The organism is Pseudobacillus badius (assembly GCF_002189605.1).
Taxonomy (GTDB): domain Bacteria; phylum Bacillota; class Bacilli; order Bacillales; family Domibacillaceae; genus Pseudobacillus; species Pseudobacillus badius.
Genome location: NZ_MWMM01000001.1, coordinates 464,948 through 486,664, shown reverse-complemented (window position 1 = coordinate 486,664; position 21,717 = coordinate 464,948). Strand labels below are relative to the sequence as shown.

Sequence of the window (21,717 nt, the reverse complement as noted above, 5' to 3'; positions counted from 1 at the left end):
TTTTTATTTACATAATAATATTATATATTCCTTAAATATCCGAAGATGAGCTAAACAAGGAATCCATTAAATAAAAAAAGAAGAACCCTTGATATCCAAAGGTTCTTCAAAACTGAAACTTACATAATTCGCTTAAACATTTTTTCGATTTGATACGTCGAATAATGAACAACGATCGGCCGGCCATGCGGGCAGGTAAATGGATCGCTGCAGCGGCGAAGGTCGTCCAGCAGCTGCTGGATTTCGTCATTGCGCAGGTGGTGATTCGCTTTAATAGACGCTTTGCAGCTCATCATGATGGCAGCTTCCTCGCGCAATTTTTTTATGTCCACCTTTCTCATTGACAGCATTTGTTCAATAATGCCCTCAATCATCTGCTGCTCTTCCCCTTTTGGCAGCCACTGCGGATGGGAATGGACGATAAAAGCGCGCTCGCCGAACGGTTCCAAAAAGACCCCTACGCTTTTTAAATCCTCCAGGTGCTCAGAAATTTTAATGCAATCATCAGCAGAGTATTCAAGTGTAATCGGCACGAGCATATCCTGCAGCTCCTTCTCTACCTGCCCCACTTTTTCCCGGAAGAACTCATATTTCAACCGCTCCTGAGCGGCATGCTGGTCAATCATATACAAGCCCTTTTCGTTTTGAGCAAAAATATACGTACCGTGCATTTGCCCGATCGGATAAAGCGGAGGAAGCCGGCTTTCCTGTTCCTCTATTCCGGTTTCCTGCCCATATCCATCATCTGCTTCGGCAGCATCTGCAGACGATGCCGCCTGCGGAGTGAATACAGCCTCCGTAAAGGCTTCCGCTGTTTCCTTCATTTCCATCGGAACATATTCATCGGGCTGCTCGCCAGCTGCTTCATCTAGTTCTCTCGTATATAATTCCTTCCTTTGACTGACCGGCGGCAAGCTTTCACGCCGCGTCACAGAAGCAGACGAGAAGGCAGGTGCCGGACGGTCCTCTTTTATGGCCTGTCTTTGGCTGTCATCAAAAGAAAATTCCTGCTGGCGGGAAGATGGCTGTGCCGGCTTGACCGCCGGCGCTGCTTCAGGAATCAATGTTTCTTTTTGAAAAGCCTCACGAATCGCCCTGGTGACAACCTCCTGAAGCTCTTGTTCTTTGCTGAAGCGAACTTCAAGTTTAGCCGGATGAACGTTCACATCCACAAGAATCGGGTCCATCGTGATGTTTACAAAAGCAATCGGGTACCTCCCGATCGGAAGAAGTGTATGATACCCCTCCTGGATTGCCTTGGCCAAGCTGTAATTTTTAATAAAACGGCCGTTGACCATAACAGAAAGGTAGTTTCTTGATGCCCTTGTCACTTCCGGCAAGGAAATCCATCCCTCCACCTGAAAGTCTAAAGAAGAAGCAGCTAGCGGAACCATCTTTTTCGCTGTATTTAATCCGTAAATCGCGGCAAGCACTTGACGAACGTCCCCATTTCCCGTTGTCTGCAGCAGCGCTCTCCCATTATGCCTCAGACGCATTGCTACCTCAGGATGGGCTAAGGCGAGCCGGTTTACCACATCGGTGATGTTGCCAAGCTCCGTGTGGATCGTTTTCATATATTTTAAGCGGGCCGGCGTGTTAAAAAACAAGCCTGACACTTTAATGTCGGTTCCTTTGCGGCTGGCTGCGGGTTCATGTTTTTGAACAATCCCGCCTGAGAGGACAATCTCGGTCCCCGGTCCTTCACCGGTGCCGGTAGTCAGCGACAGTTCGGATACTGAGGCAATACTCGGCAAGGCTTCCCCGCGGAAGCCGAGTGTCCGGATGCGGAACAAATCTGTTTCGTCTTTAATTTTGCTTGTCGCATGACGGGAAAAAGCTTTTAATACATCATCCGGCTCAATGCCTGTCCCATTATCAACAATGCGAATGCTTTCAAGACCTGCTTCTTCTACATCAATCTCAATGACTGTGCTTTCTGCATCAATGGCGTTCTCAACCAGCTCTTTTACAACAGAAGCGGGGCGTTCCACTACCTCACCGGCAGCAATTTTATTTGAAAGTGTATCATCCAGCTGAATAATCTTTCCCATGTGCTTCACCTGCTTTTTCTTGGTCTGACTACTTTTTCACCTTTTTCTGCAATGTATAGAGCGCGTTCATCGCATCCAGAGGCGTCATTTCTAATAAATCATAGGACGCCAGCTCATCGAGAATCTTTTTCTCCTTATTGGATAAGGGCGCAGGCGCAGCTACCGATTCATTAAAAAACGACAATTGTCCAGCTGCTTCTGCGGCCGTACTCGGCTGCTCTTTTTCTTTTTTCTTCTGGATGTCAGGCTTCTCCTTCTGCTCCAGCTCTGCCAAAATTTCATTTGCCCGCTCAATTAAGTCGCTTGGCAGCTCCGCCAACTGAGCCACATGAATCCCGTAGCTTTTATCAGCTGCCCCTTCTTTGATCTTGTGAAGAAAGACGACGCGGCCGTTTTTCTCTACGGCGCTGACGTGCACGTTCTTCAGCTGAGGAAGCGATTCTTCCAGCACAGTCAGCTCATGATAGTGTGTCGAAAACAGTGTTTTGGCTTGAATATGCTCATGAATATATTCAATAATGGCTTGAGCAAGCGCCATGCCGTCATAGGTGGATGTGCCGCGGCCAATCTCGTCAAAGAGAATCAGAGATTGATTAGTTGCATGAGTAATAGCGTTTTTGGCTTCCAGCATTTCCACCATGAAGGTACTCTGTCCGGAAATTAAATCATCTGCGGCCCCAATCCTCGTAAATACCTGGTCAAAAACAGGAAGCTTGGCTTCTGCAGCTGGAACGAAGCAGCCGATCTGCGCCATAATCGCGGTTAAAGCGACTTGTCTCATGTACGTGCTTTTCCCTGACATATTGGGACCAGTAACGAGCAGCATTTCCCGTTCCTTGTTCATCAGGCAATCATTTGGCACATATTCTTGAGAGTCCATTACTTTTTCAACGACCGGGTGGCGTCCGTCTTTAATGAAGAGCTCACGGCTGTCCGTTAATTCCGGCCTTGTGTATTTTCTTTTTTCACTTACCTCAGCGAAGCATTGGAGTACATCCAGTTCGCTGACAAGCCTGGACAGCTCCTGCAGCTCCGGGATAAAGCCTTTGACTTGCTCACGGATGTCAATAAACAGCTCATACTCAAGATCAATCATTTTTTCAGTTGCCTGTAAAATGAGCGCTTCTTTCTCTTTTAATTCCGGCGTAATGAAACGCTCGCAATTCGCTAGTGTTTGCTTGCGCTCATAGCGGCTGTCATTCAGCAAATGAAGGTTGGCTTTTGTAATTTCAATATAATAGCCAAAAATGCGGTTGTAGCCGATCTTTAATGATTTAATGCCCGTTCTTTCTCTTTCTTCCTGCTGCAAATTAGCGATCCAATCCTTGCCGTTGCGGCTAGCATCGCGATATTCATCCAGTTCGGCATGAAAGCCGTCTCTAATCATGCCGCCTTCTTTTACCGATAACGGGGGGTTCTCAACAAACGCTTGTTCAAGCAGATCCATCAGCTCTTCACAAGGGTTCATTTTTCTGGATAAAGATTGGATTTCTTCATTGTGAATTCGGAGCAGCAAAGCTTTCAGCATCGGAATTTGCTGCAATGATTTTTTTAATTGGATTAAATCGCGGCTGTTTACATTTCCGAAAGCGACCCGGCCGGCAAGCCGTTCAAGATCATAGACCTCTTTCAGCATCTCCCTGATTTCCTGGCGCTCAAAAAAGGCTTGAATCAGCGTTTCAACCATGGATAGCCGCTCATTGATATGGCGTCGGTTGATTAACGGCCGATCAATCCATTGCTTCAGCATCCGGCCGCCCATCGCTGTCATTGTTTCATCAAGCAGCCACAGCAAAGAGCCTTTTTTATTTTTTGAACGAATCGTTTCTGTCAGTTCCAAGTTGCGTTTAGAATACAAGTCAATTTTCATAAATTGGTGGACTTCATAGACAACAACCGGCTGTAAATGAGCAAGGCTGCGCTTTTGGGTACGGTGCAAATAATGAAAAAGCAAATGAGCGGCTTGCTTCATCCCTGAATGAGTGATATTTTCTGTTAAAGCAGCAAAGCCGCCCTTTTCAGCAGCCGGCTCCTCGTAGGAAAGCGTAAGATTCATCCGCTCTGTAAGCGTCTTTTGCACCTCTTCATGTAAGTCTTGCGTGATGACCGCTTCCTTGGCCCGCAAAGTAGACAATTCATTGATGACTTCATCTAAAGATGCTAGTGCAGTCGTCCGGCTTTCCCCGGTGGATAAATCGCAAAAAGCCAAGCTATATGTATGCTCTCCTTCAGAAAAAAGGGAAGCGATATAATTATTTTCTTTATCTGTGAGCCCCTTTCCCTCCATCACCGTTCCAGGAGTAATGAGCTGAACCACTTCCCGCTTCACAACGCCTTTCGCCTGTCGCGGATCTTCTACCTGTTCACAAATCGCTACCTTATGGCCAAGCTCAATTAGCTGCTCAATGTAGCCGGCCGCTGAATGGTAAGGCACTCCGCACATCGGTATGCGCTCAGACGAACCTCCGTCTCTGCTCGTTAACGTAATTTCAAGCAGCTGGCTTGCCTTCGTGGCGTCTTCAAAAAACATCTCGTAAAAATCACCTAAACGGAAAAACAAAAAGGCATCTTCATGCTGTGCCTTTATCGCTAAATACTGCCGGATCATCGGCGTATATTGTTCCATATATGTCCAATTCCTTTCAAATAAACCTGTCTATTTCAACTTTACATTATAGCATACTTGCGTTCTCTCTCCATTGAAAAAGCGCAGGCTGTTTATACAACCTGCACTCCACATTAATTGTCCTTTTTATGATCAATAAAGTCCGTGTCCAGCTCTCCATACTCCTCGTCATCAATTTCACAATCCCATTCCTCTTCCTCACAGCCATAAGGATGAACAGCCACACAAATTTTCGTTTCTCCGACCACTTCAACCAAGAATTCACGCTCGGCCTGAACAATGATTTTGTTATCCTTCGGCGAACAAACCGCTTCACAGCAATTCGGCTGCTGCAATACCCGCGCTATTACTTCATTATCATCAAAGCAGTTTTCATCCCGATACTTTAATTTGATAACGTCTTTGTAGCTGACTTTTTCCGTGACGACTGAAGTTTTCGTATTGTCATGGTGTGAGTACCACACGTTAATTTCATATGTCCCGTGAATCTCCACTTTTTTCCCCATCTTTTTTGCTTTATACTCATGGTTAATAATCCAGCAGCCTAAAATGCTCGATGGGTGATGTGGCGGACAAATGGTGTGGTGCGTCTGAGTAAATTTCCGGCCTTTCGCAACGACCGATTTTGTAATAATCTCTCTATATTCTGCCATTCGAGCGTCCCTCCTCGCTTATTCTCTATCTATCATATGCACCAGGAGCAAGACATGTGCCTAGAACATATAAAAAGTTCGCTTCGTTAAACAAAGCCGCCTAGTTAACAAAACGGAAGAACAACACTCCGACAGGTTTTTCCCCCAAAAAAAAAGCACCAGCCGCTATGGCTGGTGCCTGATATTCACTGCTGATTAACTGCAGCTTCCCGGTGCGCTGTTTTTCACTTGGGCGCCTGTTTCGCCGCGCAGCACATCGCCGCCCGTTGATTCAATGATTTGGTCTGTCACTGTATTAGAGATGGCAGATGTGACAATCTGCAAAATATCATTCACTTCTACTTGTGACTCTTTGAACTGTTGAACAACAGGGATTTCATCTAATTCCTGTTCGATTTTCATCATTTTTTCTTCAACCATTTTTAATGCTTCCGTTTTCCCATAATGCTGGAAATTGACGACTTGCTTTTGCAAGCTTTTCATGCTGGCGATTTTTTCACGGACTTTTTGATTTTCGTGAATCTTTGCTTCCGCTTCTTTAAAAAACGCTACTTCTTCTGTTTCCGCAATCATCTTAGCAAGCTCAACCGCTTTTGCAAGAATATCATCTTTTGTATACTTTGCCATTTTACTCCACCTCAGCCAATTGATGTTCTTCAATCATTTCTCCGTTTAAGGACCAGGTTTTTGCTTCTGTGATCTTTACATTGACAATCTTGCCAATCGCTGTTTTTGGACCTTTAAAGTTAACTAACTTGTTCTTATTTGTATAACCGGCTAAAATCTCCGGATTGTTTTTGCTTTCTCCTTCAACAAGTACCGGCACAGTTTGTCCTTGATACTTCTTCATCGCTTCGGCTGACAATTCATTTACTACGGCGTTCAAGCGCTGTAAACGCTCTTTTTTCACTTCCATCGGAACGTTATCCTTCATTTTGGCAGCCGGTGTCCCTTCGCGTGGAGAATAAATAAATGTATAAGCGGATTCGAAGCCTACTTCCCGATATAAAGAAATTGTTTCTTCAAATTGCTCCTCTGTTTCATTCGGATAACCAACGATGATATCCGTTGTCAAAGCAACATCTGGAATCGCTGCTTTAATCTTGCGGACAAGTTCAAGAAATTGCTCGCGCGTATATTTGCGGGCCATAATCTTTAATACGTCTGTAGATCCTGACTGAACAGGCAAGTGGATATGATCCATCAGGTTTCCTTTTTTCGCCAGCACTTCAATCAAATGATCATCGAAATCACGCGGGTGGCTCGTTGTAAAGCGAACACGCGGAATGTCAATTTTTCTAATCTCGTCCATTAAGTCGCCAAGGCCGTAATTCATATCCTCAAAGTCTTTGCCGTAAGCATTGACGTTCTGCCCAAGCAGCGTAATTTCTTGATAACCTTGGGCAGCCAGATGGCGCACTTCCTGGATAATATCTTCTGGACGGCGGCTCCGCTCTTTTCCGCGCGTATAGGGAACGATACAATACGTACAGAATTTATCGCATCCGTACATAATGTTTACCCATGCTTTGATGTTGCCTCGGCGCACCTTTGGAAGGTTTTCTACGACATCGCCTTCTTTTGACCATACCTCCACAACCATTTCTTTTGACATATAGGCATCCTTCAAAATCTCCGGAAGCCGGTGAATGTTGTGTGTACCAAAGATCATGTCCACATGGTTATAGGTTTTTAAAATTTTATTGACGACCGATTCTTCCTGTGACATACAGCCGCATACGCCTAAAAGCAAATCCGGGCGCTGCTGTTTTAAATGCTTCAAATGACCGAGCTCGCCAAATACTTTATTTTCAGCATTTTCGCGAATGGCACACGTATTGAGTAAAATGACGTTTGCATCTTCGACTGTATCGGTTGCCTCGTAACCAAGCGCCATAAAAATACCAGCCATTACCTCTGTGTCATGTTCATTCATTTGGCAGCCATACGTCCGGATATAAAACTTCTTCCCGTTTCCCATGCCGCGCAGCTGCTCATCAATTTTAAAATCATTATGGTAAGCGACTTCTTCTTTTCCCCGTTTTTTCGCTTCCTTTAAAGAAGGCGGAAGAAATACGGTTTCAAAATATTTGCTGTAATCCTTTTCGGATTTTTTGTCCGTTGGATTTTTCTCTTTCACTTGCTGTCCCTGAAGGCGTTGTTCTTCATTCATCGGAAAAGCTCCTTTCTTCTACTGGTGAAAACGACACTAAACATATAATAAGCAAGAATGCTCTTTCGTTAGCCGGTACACATTATTTTAGTATATAGCTTTCTATTTGATTAAACAATAGATGAATGTTGACAATTTAACAATGCGGAATGCGCCTGATCCGTTCATTTTCAACTAGCGTTTTCTCTAAAAAACTGACTTATTATAGCAATAAAAAATCCGCCAGCGGCGGATTTTTTTCACATAAACTCTTTGACTAGTTCGTTAAACATGTCATCGCCGAGCTGCAAGTCTTGACTTGCAAGCGGCTCTTCTGCATAGCCATGCACAAGCTCTTGGTAGGACGGTCTCTCTTTGTCCTGATAAATAATGCCTGTTACAAGGCCGTTATGCTGCATTAATGTATTCATAGCCATCTCGCGGTCGGAAGAATCATAATCCTCCATCGCAGACAGCTTTGTCAAGTTTTCCTTGAACCAATCGTAAGTATTAATTTTATTGTAGGTCACGCACGGACTGAATACGTTAATAATAGAGAAGCCTTTATGGTTGATTCCAGCTTCAATAATAGCCGTTAAATCTTTTAAATCTGTAGAAAAGCTTTGAGCAACAAAGGTAGCGCCGCTTGTAAGCGCCAGCTCCATCGGTGAAACCGTGCCCTCAATCGCTCCTTTTGGTGTAGACTTTGTCACGAATCCTTGAGCGGAGCGAGGAGATGTTTGTCCCTTCGTCAGCCCGTAAATTTGGTTATCCATGACGATATATGTGATATCGATATTGCGGCGCATCGCATGAATGGTATGCCCCATTCCGATGGCAAATCCATCACCGTCTCCTCCGGATGCAATGACGGTTAAATCCTTGTTAGCCATTTTGACTCCCTGCGCAATTGGCAAGGAACGCCCATGAATGCCGTGAAGACCGTAAGATTTAATATACCCGGAAATCCGGCCGGAACAGCCGATCCCGGAAATCACCGCAAGCTGATCAGGAGTCAGCCCGATATTGGCGGCCGCGCGCTGAATAGCGGCCTGTACAGAGAAATCTCCGCAGCCTGGGCACCAGTTTGGTTTTACATCATTTCGAAAATCTTTAAACGTTGCCATTAGTAACCGCTCCTTGTAATTGGAAAAGTTCTTTGCTGCCCTGGTAAATATGCTGAGGCTGGAATGGGTTTCCATCATATTTCAGCAGGCTTTTCACTTTATGAACGTGGCCCACATTCATTTTAATAATACTAGCAAGCTGGCCAGTGGCATTATTTTCAACAACAAGCACCCGTTTGGCTGATTCGATCAATGGCAGCAATTCCGCAGCCGGGAACGGATGAATAAGTCTGATTTGGGCATGATTGACCTTGATTCCTTCTGATTCTAAACGTTCCATTGCCTCTTCAATCGCTCCGCGGGTTGAATTAAAACCAATCAGCAGCAAATCAGCTTCATCGTGAGGCGTATTTTTATGGACCGGCGTGTTGAAGCGGATTTGTTCAAGCTTCCTCATCCGTTTATCCATTTGTGCCTGGCGGTTTGCTGCCGCTTCGGATGGCTTGCCGGTTTCATCATGTTCCACGCCTGTTACATGGTGAATGCCATTCTTCATGCCCGGAATGACCCGAGGAGAAATGCCATCTTCCGTCACTTCATAACGTTTAAAGTAGCTTTTCCCATCAAGCTCTGGAAGCTCCTCTTGGACGAGCTTGCCGCGGCGGATTTCCACCTGGCTGTAATCAAGCGGCTCTACGGTTTGCTTGCCAAGAGACAATTGCAAATCGGATAGGAGAATTACCGGGCACTGATATTCTTCTGCCAGGTTAAAAGCTTCCACCGCATCGTAAAAAGCTTCTTCCGCTGTGCTCGGCGCCATAACGATTTTGGGGATTTCCCCATGAGTGCCGTAAATCATTGCCATTAAGTCTGATTGCTCCTGCTTCGTCGGCAAGCCGGTGGACGGGCCGCCCCGCTGGGTATCCACTACAACGAGCGGAGTTTCTGTCATTCCCGCAAGCCCGATAGCCTCCATCATCAGAGAAAGACCAGGACCGGCAGAAGCAGTCAACGAACGGATTCCGCCGTAATTGGCCCCGATGGCCATTGTTGCCGCTGCAATTTCATCCTCTGTCTGAATGACAGTGCCGCCGACTTTTGGCAGCTTATCAATCAAGTATTCCATAATCTCAGAAGCTGGCGTAATCGGATAAGCAGCCATCAAACGGACACCGCCCGCTAAAGCTCCAAGTGCGATAGCGTCATTGCCGATCATGAACATCCGCTGGCGGCCGTCTGCCTCCTCAAGCTGCATCGCCCCCACCTTGCTGCCCAGCTGATCACACATATAGTTATATCCTTGCTGAATCGCTTCCATATTCTTTTGAACAACCGCTTCTCCTTTGCGGCCAAAAATCTCTTCTACTACACTTGTAAACACTTGCACATCTAAGTTGATAACAGCACATGTTGCTCCTACAGCCACCATGTTTTTCATTAATGAAGTGCCGAGTTCGGCAGCAATTTCGGTAAATGGAACAATATATAATTCTGCCTGTGTATGTTCTGGCTTCACTGGATTAAATTTCGCGTCTGCAATAATAATCCCGCCTGCATGAAGCTCTCCGCAGTTCACATCAATGGTCTCCTGGTCAAATGCAACGAGAATATCTAAATCGTCCGCAACCGCCCGCACCGGAGTTACGCTGACACGAATTTTATTATTAGTATGGCCGCCTTTAATACGTGATGAGAAATGGCGATAGCCATAAAGAAAGTATCCAAGCCGATTTAAAGCGGTGGAAAAGATTTCACCCGTGCTTTCAATCCCTTCCCCTTGTTGTCCTCCAACTTTCCAGGAAAGCTGATTTATCATTAAATATACAACTCCTTCAGTATATTCTGGACTTCAAAACTATTACTTTTCTAGTTTATCACTTTTATCATTGAATCACTATAGCTAAACATATTCCATTAACCAGGAAACCTGTTTGAGAAGTTTGCAAACAGGAACTTTTTTGCTTGGCTCGCCGAATAATGCCGATGAAGAAGATTCATCCACTCATCATACGCCTCATATGAGCTCCAGCCTTCAATCATTTCATCAATACCGTCAAAGTCTGAACCGAAGCCAAGGTGGTTTTCTCCGCCCAGCTCACAAATATGCTCTACGTGTGCCAATATGTCTTGGGCGTATACCTTCCCATGCTCCTTAATAAAAAAAGGAACAAAGGATAAACCGATCATCCCGTCTTTTTGGATGAGCGCCTGAATTTGTTCATCTTTAAGATTGCGGGGATGCGGGCAAAGACGGTAACAATTTGAATGACTGGCAATCGGCAAGTCGGCCTGTTCCATTACCTCCCAAAACGCTCGTTCCGATAAATGAGAGACGTCTGTCCAAACCTTCCATTCGTTAAGCATGCGAATGACTTCACTCCCCAACTCTGTGATTCCCGCTCCTCGCTTTGCCATCACCCCATCTGCCAAAGCATTTGCATGGTTCCAGGTTAAGCCGACCGACCTTACACCAAGGCGGTAAAGGGTGGCTAATTTTAGCGGGTCCTCTTCTATCGCCTCGCCGCCTTCAAGAGTAAGAACCGCACCAATCTCTCCCTCTTTTAGTTCGTTCAGCTCTTGCTTTGTTGTTATGGCCTTCATATCAGGATAGGGGCTGATTACTTTAGTGTAAAATAAATCAATTTGTTCTAATGCCGAACGGAAACGATCATGCGGCTTCACAGATGGGGACAAAAAAACCGCAAAGCATTGCACTTTCGCTTTCGTTTTCTTTAGGCGTTCATATGTAACATGCAAAGCGGGATCACTAAAGGTCTTCTCTGGATCTTTTTGTAATTGATACAATACATCACAATGCGCGTCAAAAATCATCTTTCCCACCCTTTCTAACATAGCTTTTCTTCACTGTCTCTCTTTTCTTCAGAAACAAGCAGCACCTACAAAAAAGAAAAACCCGTCCCAAGAAAGCGAACAGAGAAGCTTCTTCTCTTTTGCTGTCAAAAGGACGGGTTTTAATCCTAATTTATTATGTTATCGAGGCTCGACAATCAACTTGATTGCTGTTCGTTCTTCCCCTTCAATCATAATATCAGTAAAAGCCGGGATGCAAATTAAATCTACCCCGCTTGGAGCCACAAATCCGCGGGCAATCGCTACTGCCTTCACCGCTTGGTTCAGTGCACCAGCCCCAATTGCCTGAATTTCAGCTGCCCCTCTTTCACGAAGAACACCGGCAAGTGCACCAGCTACAGAATTAGGATTAGATTTTGCCGAAACTTTTAATATCTCCATTTCTTGTCCCCCTTTTGTTAAACGATACCGAATGCTCATGTTAGCGAACATAGTTGTTCGCTGTCCTTCCATTCCTACTATATTCGGCAATGAGCTCCTGTATTACTGACTTCGGCTAGAAAGCCTTGAACTTTCGCCTTTCCAGCTTTATACGCAGAAGCGAACCGGCTCATCATTTAACAAAATATGAAGACCTCTTACTCGGCAATAAATGGGTGATCTTCATTAATGAGAAGACGATCGATTGCTTTCGCCTTCCCTGTCTTTTTATCCACTTCGATTATACAGGCACTGAGCTGTGTGCGGCCGCTTTTCGGCACTTCAAATCGGACAGGCAGCCCTGTAACAAACTTTTTCAAAACGGACTCTTTCTCCATCCCAAGAATGGCATCATACGGTCCTGTCATGCCGACATCAGACAAATAAGCAGTTCCTTTAGGCAGCACACGGTTATCTGCTGTCTGCACATGCGTATGCGTTCCTACCACTGCTGTTACTTCACCATCAAGAAACCAGCCAATGGCTTGCTTTTCGCTTGTCGCTTCCGCATGAAAGTCAACGAAAATGATAGGTGTCCGTTCACGGGCTTTCTTTACCAAAGCTTTCACCTTTTCGAAAGGACAATCCAGTGCAGGCATAAACGTACGCCCCTGCAAATTAATGACGGCCGCTTCTATGCCCGCGCGCTTCACAAATAAAAGGCCGGTTCCAGGAGTGCCATCCGGAAAGTTAGCTGGGCGGACAAGCGCTTTCGCCTCGTCAATAAATTCAAATACCTCTCTATTATCCCAAGCATGGTTGCCGAGAGTCACCGCATCGGCTCCATCGTTTAAAAACTGCCGGTAAATCTTCTCCGTAATGCCTCTTCCGGCAGCAGCATTTTCTCCATTGACAATCGTTAATTCTGGTTGGTACTTGTTTTTGAGTCTTGGTAAATACTCAGAAATCATGTCACGGCCCGGAGACCCGACAACATCACCTACAAATAATATCTTCATATAGATTCCTTTCTTCGCCTTTGTTTTTCCCATAGGGAAAGCGGTGTGATTGATCACACCGCTTTATTTTGCATATTCCACAGCACGCGTTTCTCTTATAACTGTTACTTTAATATGACCTGGATAATCAAGCTCTCCCTCGATTCGTTTCCGGATATCACGCGCAAGTCGGTGTGCTTGCAGATCGTCCACCTGTTCTGGTTTTACGATAATCCGCACTTCACGACCAGCCTGGATAGCGAACGACTTCTCTACGCCATCATATGATTCGGAAATTTCCTCAAGTTTTTCCAGGCGGCGAATATAATTCTCCAGCGTTTCACTGCGGGCACCTGGTCTAGCAGCTGATAGAGCATCAGCAGCAGCCACGAGTACAGCAATAATAGAAGTTGGCTCAGTGTCTCCATGGTGAGAAGCAATGCTATTAATAACAACCGGATGCTCTTTATACTTTGTCGCAAGCTCTACGCCGATCTCTACATGGCTTCCTTCCACTTCGTGATCGACAGCTTTGCCGATATCATGAAGCAATCCAGCACGCCGGGCCAGAGTTTCATCCTCTCCAAGCTCCGCTGCCAGCAGGCCAGTAAGAAAGGCCACTTCCATCGAGTGCTTTAACACATTCTGACCGTAGCTTGTACGATATTTCAATCGTCCAAGAATTTTGATCAAGTCCGGATGCAAACCGTGAACACCTACCTCAAAGGTCGTTTGTTCTCCGACCTCCCGGATATGCTCATCTACCTCTCTCCGCGCTTTATCAACCATTTCTTCAATGCGCGCTGGATGGATGCGTCCATCTTGGACCAGCTTTTCAAGGGCAATCTTAGCAGTTTCCCGGCGAATCGGGTCAAATCCCGAAAGGATAACCGCTTCCGGTGTATCATCAATAATCAAATCAATACCTGTCAGCGTTTCGAGCGTTCGGATATTCCGTCCTTCCCGTCCGATGATACGGCCTTTCATTTCATCATTTGGCAATGTCACAACAGAGACCGTTGTTTCCGCCACATGATCTGCCGCACAGCGCTGAATGGCAAGAGAAAGGATTGATTTTGCTTTCTTATCTGCCTCTTCCTTTGCTCGGTTCTCTTGCTCTTTAGTCATTACAGCAATATCGTGTGCAAGCTCTTGCTCTGTCCGCTCCAAGATAATCGAGCGGGCCTCTTCCCGAGTGAGACTGGCGATTCGTTCTAGTTCCGCCTGCTGCTTTTTGATCATCTCTTCCACTTTGCTGTCCATCTCTTCAATATGTTGTTGTCTCTCAGCAAGAATCTCCTCTTTTTTCTCAAGCTGCGATTCGCGCTTATCAAGCGAATCATCTTTTCGGTCGAGGTTTTCTTCTTTTTGTAGCAAACGATTCTCTTGTTTTTGCAATTCGTTTCTTCGTTCACGAAGTTCTAATTCCGTGTCTGTACGAAGCTTATGAATTTCATCCTTTGCTTCAAGCAGGGCTTCCTTCTTTAAGGATTCCGCCTCACGCTTTGCGTCGTCAACAATTTGGTCGGCAGCGCTTTTAGCTCCTGCAATCTTAGATTCGGCAATGGATTTTCGAACAAAATAGCCAACAACTACACCGACGATTAGGCCAAGCAAAATGGAGATGATTGTAATGGGTTCCATCCTTTCACCTCCTCTTGCTATGAACTTTTGTCATGCTTTTAACATGTCGGCTGATACATTGTGTCAACATTTCAATATACAGCTTCTGACTTCCATTTTTAAGAGAAAAAAATGTAAAATATACATCTCAATTTTATAGTTGTGAAAATTTCTTGTCAAGAGTTTCATCCTGCCAGTCGCCTTCTTCCTTTGCGATAGCAAGAAAAGGAGCGATGTCCTGCGACACCGCTCCTGCTTATTACTCGTCAAGCAAGCTAAACTCTTCCGGAGCTTCTGCTTCGTCCGGTTCAATAAAGTCCGCTTCCAGCCCGTAATGCTGGCGGATCTTCATGGCAATCTCCTGGCGAATAGCCGGGTTCTCTTTCAAGAATTGCTTAGCATTTTCCCGTCCTTGGCCGAGGCGTTCTTCGTTATAAGAATACCAAGCGCCGCTCTTTTGAACAATATCCACTTCCGCTCCCATGTCGATGATCTCACCTTCTCGGGAAATCCCTTCTCCATACATAATATCGACTTCTGCTACACGGAAAGGCGGAGCTACTTTATTTTTCACTACTTTGATTTTTGTTTTATTACCAACAATATCATTGCCTTGTTTCAGAGCTTCCGCACGGCGGACTTCAAGACGGACGGAGCTGTAGAATTTCAAGGCGCGTCCTCCTGGAGTAGTTTCAGGGTTACCAAACATTACGCCGACTTTCTCGCGGATCTGGTTAATGAAAATAGCAATCGTTTTTGATTTATTAATTGCTCCTGATAGCTTTCGAAGTGCCTGTGACATTAAGCGCGCCTGCAAGCCGACATGGGAATCTCCCATTTCTCCTTCAATCTCAGCTTTTGGAACGAGAGCTGCAACCGAGTCGATAACAAGAATATCGACGGCGCCGCTGCGCACAAGAGCCTCGGCAATCTCAAGAGCCTGTTCCCCTGTATCCGGCTGGGAAAGCAGCAATTCATCAATATTTACCCCTAGCTTTTGGGCATATACCGGATCGAGTGCATGCTCCGCATCAATGAAAGCAGCCTGGCCGCCGGATGCCTGCACTTCAGCAATTGCGTGAAGAGCAACCGTTGTTTTACCTGAACTTTCTGGGCCATAAATCTCAATGATTCGGCCGCGCGGATAGCCGCCTACCCCAAGTGCTGTGTCAAGGGCGAGCGAGCCGCTTGGACTAGTGGATATTTTCCGATCAGTTTGTTCTCCTAATTTCATGATAGACCCTTTACCAAATTGCTTCTCAATTTGCTTCAAGGCCATATCTAATGCTGCTTGACGATCGTTCACTAAAATTCCTCCTTAAAATTAGCAATCTATCAAATAAATGCATCATGACATATTGTTTCAGAACCTATACTAACTATACCTTTTTATTGAGACAATTTCAAGCAAAAAGCGAACATTTATTCGGTTTTTGTTTCCCGTGAAAAGAGTGGCTGGGGAACTAGAAATATCGAGGAAGAAAGAGTGGAAAAAAGAAGAAAAAAAGAACTCCTGCCTCTTTATTTTATCATAAAGAAGCAGGAGAAGGTAATTTTAAGCCGGGAAAAATTCGCTTAATTTCAGCTTTCGACAGCTACACCGGTTGCTTTTTCGATAGCCTGATTCAAGTCTGCAATCAGGTCTTCCGTTGATTCTAATCCAATAGACAGGCGGATCATTTCCTCTTTTGTGCCTGATTTTTTCAATTCTTCACTGCTTAGCTGCTGGTGTGTCGTGGAAGCCGGATGGATAATCAGAGATTTGCCGTCACCAACGTTAGCTACATGCGACCACAGCTTAATATTATCAATCACTTTTTTGCCCGCTTCCCGTCCGCCTTTAATGCCGAACACGACAATCGAGCCGAACGTATGGCTTAAATATTTCTTTGCCAGCTCATGAGATGGATGGTCTTCGAGGCTTGGATGTGACACCCAGTCTACTGCCGGATGATTTTTCAAATAATCCACGATGGCAAGCGTGTTCTCATGATGGCGCTGGATGCGCAAATGCAGCGTTTCTAGCCCTTGAAGAAGCAAGAAAGCGCTGTTGGCACTTAAAGCCGGACCGAAATCCCGCAATAACTGCACACGTAGTTTAATCGCAAAGGCCGGGCCTTCTAAATCTGCATATCTTAATCCGTTATAGGATTCGTCCGGCTCAGTAAAGCCAGGGAATTTTTCGCTGTTCCAATCAAATGTTCCTCCGTCTACGACTACGCCGCCAATCACCGTACCGTGGCCGCTAATCCACTTCGTTGCAGAATGAACGACAATGTCTGCTCCCCTTGTCAGCGGATTAGCCCCGTACGGAGAAGCAAACGTATTGTCGACAATCAAAGGGATGCCGTTTTCATGAGCGATGTCCGCCACTTTCTCCACATCAAGCACATTTAAGGAAGGATTGCCGATAATTTCTCCAAAAAGGGCTTTCGTCTTTGGCGTAATCGCCTTTCGGAAGTTCTCCGGATCTGTAGAATCTACAAACTTTACATTGATTCCGTATTTAGGAAGCGTGTTGGCAAACAAGTTGTATGTACCGCCATATAAGTTAGCAGCAGCTACAATTTCATCGCCGGCATGAGCCAAATTCAATATTGAAAAAGAGATAGCTGCCATTCCTGACGACAGCGCCACAGCCGCTGCTCCCTTCTCCAATAAAGCTACCCGTTTTTCAAATACGTCTACCGTCGGATTGGTAATGCGCGTATAAATATTTCCCGGCTTTTGTAAAGCGAATAAGGCGTTGGCATGATCGGTGTCTTCGAATACATAAGAAGTTGTTTCGTAAATCGGCACAGCCCGCGCACCTGTTACCGGATCAGGCACTTGTCCTCCATGAAGTAAAATTGTTTCCTTGTTCCATTGTTCGTTTGTCATTGTCAATTCCTCCTAATCTATTGAAAAAACGTAAACAGCCCGAGAAAAATCAAAAGCCCTCTTCTTTTAAGAAGAGGGCTTTATTAACAGGGTCCTCCTCTTATCTCTCAGGCTATCACACCTGCAGGATTTAGCACCGTTTCAGGCAAATTGCCTGAAGGTTGCCGGGCTTCATAGGGCCTAGTCCCTCCGCCGCTCTCAATAAGAGTGTTTGTATTTAATTAAGTAAGTGATAACTCTTGCTGTTTATTATATAGGAGGTTGATCAGAATAGTCAATAATATTCGGAATGTTTTTATTTGTTGCGAGCAAGTGCCGCCAGCAAATAGTGGCAGCCATATTTAACTGAGCGCTTTCTGATTCCTTCCCGGCTTCCCGCCAGTTCCAGCTTGAATGCTTTTGTTTGATCATACTTAGAAGAAAGTCCGATCCATACAGTGCCCGGCGGCTGTCCTTCTGCTTCTCCTGGACCTGCCACACCTGTAAAGCTGATGCCGAAATCGGCCTTCAACAATTGGCGGGCATTCTCTGCCAGCTCAATGGCACATTCCGCGCTGATGGCTCCATGGCGAGTGAGCGTTTCCTTTTTCACTTGCACGAGCGCTTCTTTTGCTTCGTTGGAATAACAAACGATTCCGCCCTTAAAAAAGCTGCTCGCTCCCGGAATAGCTGTTATTTCACTTTGAAACAACCCGCCGGTTAAGCTTTCGGCGGCAGCTACCGTATGAGACGTTTCTTTTAAGCGCTCCGCCAGCTCGCGGGCAATCGTTGTATCATTGTAGCCATAGAAATACTCGCCTACCCGTCTCAGGATTTCTTCTTCCGCCTCCTGTATCATCTGCAAGGCGGCTGATTCTGACTCATGCTTGGCAGTAATTCGGAGTGTTACCTCGCCATCCCCTGCAAGCGGAGCAATCGTCGGATTTTGCTGGGCAAGCAGCAAATCTTCCACTTCTGTTTCCAAAGCGGACTCTCCGATGCCAAAGAATCTCAGTACCCGTGATTCAATTTTTTCCACTTTCTCAAGCACATTGAGAAGAGCCGGCTTTCCGTACTCAATAAACATCGGCTGCATTTCCCGAGGCGGTCCCGGCAGCAGCATGTAGAAGCGCTTCTCCCCTTTAATCATCATCCCGGGCGCCATCCCATGGTCATTCGCCAAAACAAGGCTTCCTTCCATCACGAGAGCTTGCTTTTTATTATTGGGAGTCATTGGTCGCTTCGTTCTCTTAAAGTAATTTTCAATGCTCTTTAAAGCCTCATCATTGTAGACGAGCGGCCGGCCGATATGGGCAGCGATCGCTTCTTTCGTTAGATCATCCTTCGTGGGGCCAAGCCCTCCCGTAAATATCAGAAGGTCTGCTCTTTCTTCTGCCTGCTTGACGGCATCAAGCAACCGGCTGCTGTTGTCTCCAACAACTGTATGATAATAAACATTAATGCCGATTTCAGCCAGATGCTGGGACAAGAACTGGGCATTCGTATTTGTAATTTGCCCAAGCAGCAGCTCGGAACCGACAGCAATAATTTCTGCATTCATTCTCTTCATCTCCTCTTTTCTTCAGGCGGCAACCAATACGGCCGGGTATTAGAAACGGCCGCTCTCACGAATTCAGCTCGCTTTTAAAAACAAAGCTGTTCCTTAAGTGCCGACATCTTGCTTTCTTCTCTAAGCTTTGCATAGACAGAGAGAAAGCAGCAGCCTTACACCTTGGAACAGCCTTTTTGCTTATTTTGAATGTTTAAATACTCCGCGGTTCAGATAGAAATAATCCCATCCTGACCAAATAGTAAAGAATGCTGCAACCCAAAGGGCCCAATCGGCAAACGGGATGCCTAACGCTTCAAATGGGGCATTATGAAGCAATAAAGCAGCAATCGCAATAATTTGCGTCCATGTCTTGATTTTTCCAAGCATGTTAGCTGCCACTACTTCTCCCTCTCCTGCCAAAATCAGCCGCAGGCCGGTCACCGCAAATTCGCGGCTAATAATAATAATGACAATCCAGGAAGCGGCTAAACCAAAATCAACAAGGACGATCAGGGCTGCTGAGACAAGCAGTTTATCAGCCAGCGGATCTAAAAATTTCCCCAGGTTAGTGACCAGGTTCAGCTTTCTTGCATAATACCCGTCAATCCAATCTGTTGTGGAGGCTACAATAAACAGCATGGCTCCCCAAAAGTGGGCCGCAGGCATTGTAGTTCCTAAAATGGTTAAGCTCCCCCAGTTAAAGTCTGCGAGCATGATCACCAGAAACAGCGGGATCATTAAAATTCTTGAAACTGTAATCTTATTCGGTAAATTCACGATGGACCCTCCAACTATTCTATCGCTGGACAACATGGCAAGCTGTCCAAATTATCTGCCGGATTATTGCTCAGCCGGTTTCACCTGAACGATGATATCCTGCCTTACCTGTTCAGCAGCAGGGAGCTGATAGGACAATGTTTCGCCATTTACTTTAACTTCCGCATCAGGAGCAAAGCCAACGACGACTTTCGCTTCTGTTTGGCCCGTTAAATCAAATGTCTGTGATTGGCCCTTAGCCAGCATATTGTTATAGTAGCTCTTGCCGCTTCCATCCTTGACTGTTATCCACGTTTCCCCTTTAGATAGAACAGTTAGTTCAAATTTCTCGGCATTTTGAAGAACATAGGTTGCTTGTTTGCCGCTTGTTCCAGCTGCAGTGATCGTTTGTTTCGGTTTAGCTGGTTCCTTTGGTTTTTCTTCTTTTTTAGTTTCTTTTTTTGGCTCCTTTGTTTCTTTCTGATTATCCGTTTGCTCCTTCGGCTGTTCCACGACTGTTTCTTCTTTTACTGCCTTATCATTGGAATCGCTTTTTGGAATGAGGAACCAGACGAGAACAAGCGCACCAATCACAAAAGCAGTCACTAACATCTTCGGCAAATACTCAAGGAACTTTGAAGGTTCTGCCGGCACTGTAGTCCGAACATTTTCGACCTTCGTTGCTCGCTGTGGAATTTCGTCTTCATAAGAAGAAGGAATTTCACTTTTGTACTCTTCAAACAATTGCTCAGCGTCCAATCCGACCGCTTCGGCATATTGCTTAATAAATGCCCGTACATAGAATTTGCCAGGCATCATATCGTAGTTTCCTTCTTCAATGCCCTGTAAATATCTTTTTTGAATTTTTGTCATTTCCTGCACATCTGCTAAGGACAGGCCTTTCGCTTCCCGTGCTTCTTTCAAGCGGTTTCCTAATTCTGTCACCCGTAACACCTTCCATAATTAAAAGTTAAAACCACCAAAGTCCATATCCTGGAATAAGTTGTTTTTTTCTACCGGTTCGTATGTAATTTCTTCATCAGGATGATTGCGAAGCTCAATAATATAATCAAAGTCCTCTAAACTATATTCGCTGTTTTGCACAAAGATATCCGGATGCTCCACCACTTTAACGGCAGGCAGTCTCATGATTTCGCGAACAAGCTGCCAATGTCTTTCGTTGGCCCGCTTTGTTGACACAACACCATCCATAATAAAAAGGTGATTCGGATTATACTCATCCCGAATTAATTGGTCACGAACCGTTTGCTTAATCATTGTGGAGGAGACGAACAGCCATCGCTTATTTGCACAAACGCTCGCTGCCACAATCGATTCTGTTTTCCCAACTCTCGGCATTCCGCGAATGCCAATTAATTTGTGCCCTTCCATTTTATACAATTCTGCCATAAAATCAACGAGAAGTCCAAGTTCATCCCGCACGAAACGAAAGGTTTTTTTATCATCAGCATCCCGCTGGATATAACGGCCGTGTCTGACGGCCATTCTGTCCCTTAGTTTAGGTTCCCTTAATTTAATAATTTGAATCGTATCCATTGTCTTTAAAATGGATTCAAGCCTTCTAATTTGATCCTCACTCTGTGCGAGCATTAAAAGACCGCGGCTCGCTTCGTCAACTCCATTAATCGTTACGATGTTAATGGAAAGCATACCGAGCAGCGAAGCCACATCTCCTAATAATCCCGGACGGTTTTTGACAATTTTATATTCTAAATACCATTCTTTTTTGGACATTGACAACGCTCCTAGCAGCTTTATGGAAAAGCCGGTTAATGATAATGTCTAGGTACTATCATATATGATTTATTGCCTTATTGAAAGAAAAAAGAGAGGGAAAAGCTCCCTCTCTTAGCGACTTCCATTATTTTGAACTAATTTTACCATCATGCTGGCAATGGCTTTTTGCTCCTCTTCAGAAGCAACAGACCATAAATCAGATAATACTCTTTCCTGTTCATTTTTAGGATCTACTTTGCTGGCCAAATAATCGCCAACTTGGTAAGCAATGTTGTTCACTGCGTCGTTGTTCATTCCTGCACTTGTCGCTTGGTTTAATTTGTCTCCTAAAAAGTTCTTCCACTCATTCCAGTTTTCAAGTACTGACATGTGATTGTCCCTCCTTTATTGA

The 21,717-nt window shown here is 45.2% G+C and carries 18 protein-coding genes and 1 riboswitch; all 18 genes read right to left on the bottom strand.

Features of this window, described 5'->3' with window-relative positions; translation table 11 throughout:
• Positions 1-119: 119 nt before the first annotated feature.
• The 18 genes from mutL to B1A98_RS02260 all read right to left on the bottom strand — a co-directional run bounded on the left by mutL (position 120) and on the right by B1A98_RS02260 (position 21,695).
• Positions 120-2,051: a DNA mismatch repair endonuclease MutL gene (mutL, locus tag B1A98_RS02345; protein WP_063383567.1), complete on the bottom strand. Its 1,932-nt coding sequence runs from the start codon at positions 2,049-2,051 to the stop codon at positions 120-122.
• 28 nt (positions 2,052-2,079) lie between these two features.
• Positions 2,080-4,677 (bottom strand): DNA mismatch repair protein MutS, encoded by a 2,598-nt coding sequence (mutS, locus tag B1A98_RS02340; RefSeq protein ID WP_063383566.1) that lies wholly within the window; start codon positions 4,675-4,677, stop codon positions 2,080-2,082.
• A gap of 113 nt (positions 4,678-4,790) precedes the next feature.
• Positions 4,791-5,330 carry an outer spore coat protein CotE gene (locus tag B1A98_RS02335; protein WP_041100131.1) on the bottom strand — a complete coding sequence of 180 codons (540 nt, stop codon included), beginning with the start codon at positions 5,328-5,330 and terminating at the stop codon, positions 4,791-4,793.
• 195 nt (positions 5,331-5,525) lie between these two features.
• Positions 5,526-5,957: a YlbF/YmcA family competence regulator gene (locus tag B1A98_RS02330; RefSeq protein WP_063383565.1), complete on the bottom strand. Its 432-nt coding sequence runs from the start codon at positions 5,955-5,957 to the stop codon at positions 5,526-5,528.
• 1 nt (position 5,958) lies between these two features.
• Positions 5,959-7,503, bottom strand: coding sequence for a tRNA (N6-isopentenyl adenosine(37)-C2)-methylthiotransferase MiaB (gene miaB, locus B1A98_RS02325; protein ID WP_063383564.1), 1,545 nt, complete (start codon positions 7,501-7,503; stop codon positions 5,959-5,961).
• A gap of 239 nt (positions 7,504-7,742) precedes the next feature.
• Positions 7,743-8,609: a 2-oxoacid:ferredoxin oxidoreductase subunit beta gene (locus B1A98_RS02320; RefSeq protein WP_063383563.1), complete on the bottom strand. Its 867-nt coding sequence runs from the start codon at positions 8,607-8,609 to the stop codon at positions 7,743-7,745.
• Positions 8,596-10,365 (bottom strand): 2-oxoacid:acceptor oxidoreductase subunit alpha, encoded by a 1,770-nt coding sequence (locus B1A98_RS02315; protein WP_063383562.1) that lies wholly within the window; start codon positions 10,363-10,365, stop codon positions 8,596-8,598. The genes B1A98_RS02320 and B1A98_RS02315 overlap by 14 nt, the downstream gene beginning before the upstream one ends.
• 98 nt (positions 10,366-10,463) lie before the next feature.
• Entirely contained in the window at positions 10,464-11,381 is a 918-nt protein-coding gene (locus tag B1A98_RS02310; protein WP_087903719.1) for a dipeptidase, read from the bottom strand.
• A 159-nt stretch (positions 11,382-11,540) separates the two neighbouring features.
• A complete protein-coding gene (gene spoVS, locus B1A98_RS02305) occupies positions 11,541-11,801 on the bottom strand; it encodes a stage V sporulation protein SpoVS (RefSeq protein ID WP_041100119.1) in 261 nt (86 codons plus the stop codon).
• 197 nt (positions 11,802-11,998) lie between these two features.
• Positions 11,999-12,799, bottom strand: a complete 801-nt coding sequence (locus B1A98_RS02300) for a TIGR00282 family metallophosphoesterase (protein WP_041100346.1) — start codon at positions 12,797-12,799, stop codon at positions 11,999-12,001.
• 63 nt (positions 12,800-12,862) lie between these two features.
• Positions 12,863-14,422, bottom strand: coding sequence for a ribonuclease Y (gene rny, locus B1A98_RS02295; RefSeq protein WP_041100117.1), 1,560 nt, complete (start codon positions 14,420-14,422; stop codon positions 12,863-12,865).
• Positions 14,423-14,660: 238 nt separating this feature from the next.
• Entirely contained in the window at positions 14,661-15,707 is a 1,047-nt protein-coding gene (recA, locus tag B1A98_RS02290) for a recombinase RecA (protein WP_041100115.1), read from the bottom strand.
• Between the two features lie 275 nt (positions 15,708-15,982).
• Complete coding sequence (locus B1A98_RS02285; protein WP_063383560.1) at positions 15,983-17,281, bottom strand: O-acetylhomoserine aminocarboxypropyltransferase/cysteine synthase family protein; 1,299 nt, start codon at positions 17,279-17,281, stop codon at positions 15,983-15,985.
• Positions 17,282-17,378: 97 nt separating this feature from the next.
• Positions 17,379-17,489: riboswitch (SAM riboswitch) on the bottom strand.
• An 87-nt stretch (positions 17,490-17,576) separates the two neighbouring features.
• Entirely contained in the window at positions 17,577-18,821 is a 1,245-nt protein-coding gene (locus tag B1A98_RS02280; RefSeq protein WP_063383559.1) for a competence/damage-inducible protein A, read from the bottom strand.
• 189 nt (positions 18,822-19,010) lie between these two features.
• Positions 19,011-19,589 (bottom strand): CDP-diacylglycerol--glycerol-3-phosphate 3-phosphatidyltransferase, encoded by a 579-nt coding sequence (gene pgsA, locus B1A98_RS02275; protein WP_041100110.1) that lies wholly within the window; start codon positions 19,587-19,589, stop codon positions 19,011-19,013.
• 63 nt (positions 19,590-19,652) lie between these two features.
• Entirely contained in the window at positions 19,653-20,513 is an 861-nt protein-coding gene (locus B1A98_RS02270) for a helix-turn-helix domain-containing protein (RefSeq protein WP_063383558.1), read from the bottom strand.
• A gap of 18 nt (positions 20,514-20,531) precedes the next feature.
• Positions 20,532-21,323: a DUF3388 domain-containing protein gene (locus tag B1A98_RS02265; protein WP_041100106.1), complete on the bottom strand. Its 792-nt coding sequence runs from the start codon at positions 21,321-21,323 to the stop codon at positions 20,532-20,534.
• Positions 21,324-21,437: 114 nt separating this feature from the next.
• A complete protein-coding gene (locus B1A98_RS02260; protein ID WP_041100105.1) occupies positions 21,438-21,695 on the bottom strand; it encodes a DUF3243 domain-containing protein in 258 nt (85 codons plus the stop codon).
• Positions 21,696-21,717 lie beyond the last annotated feature (22 nt).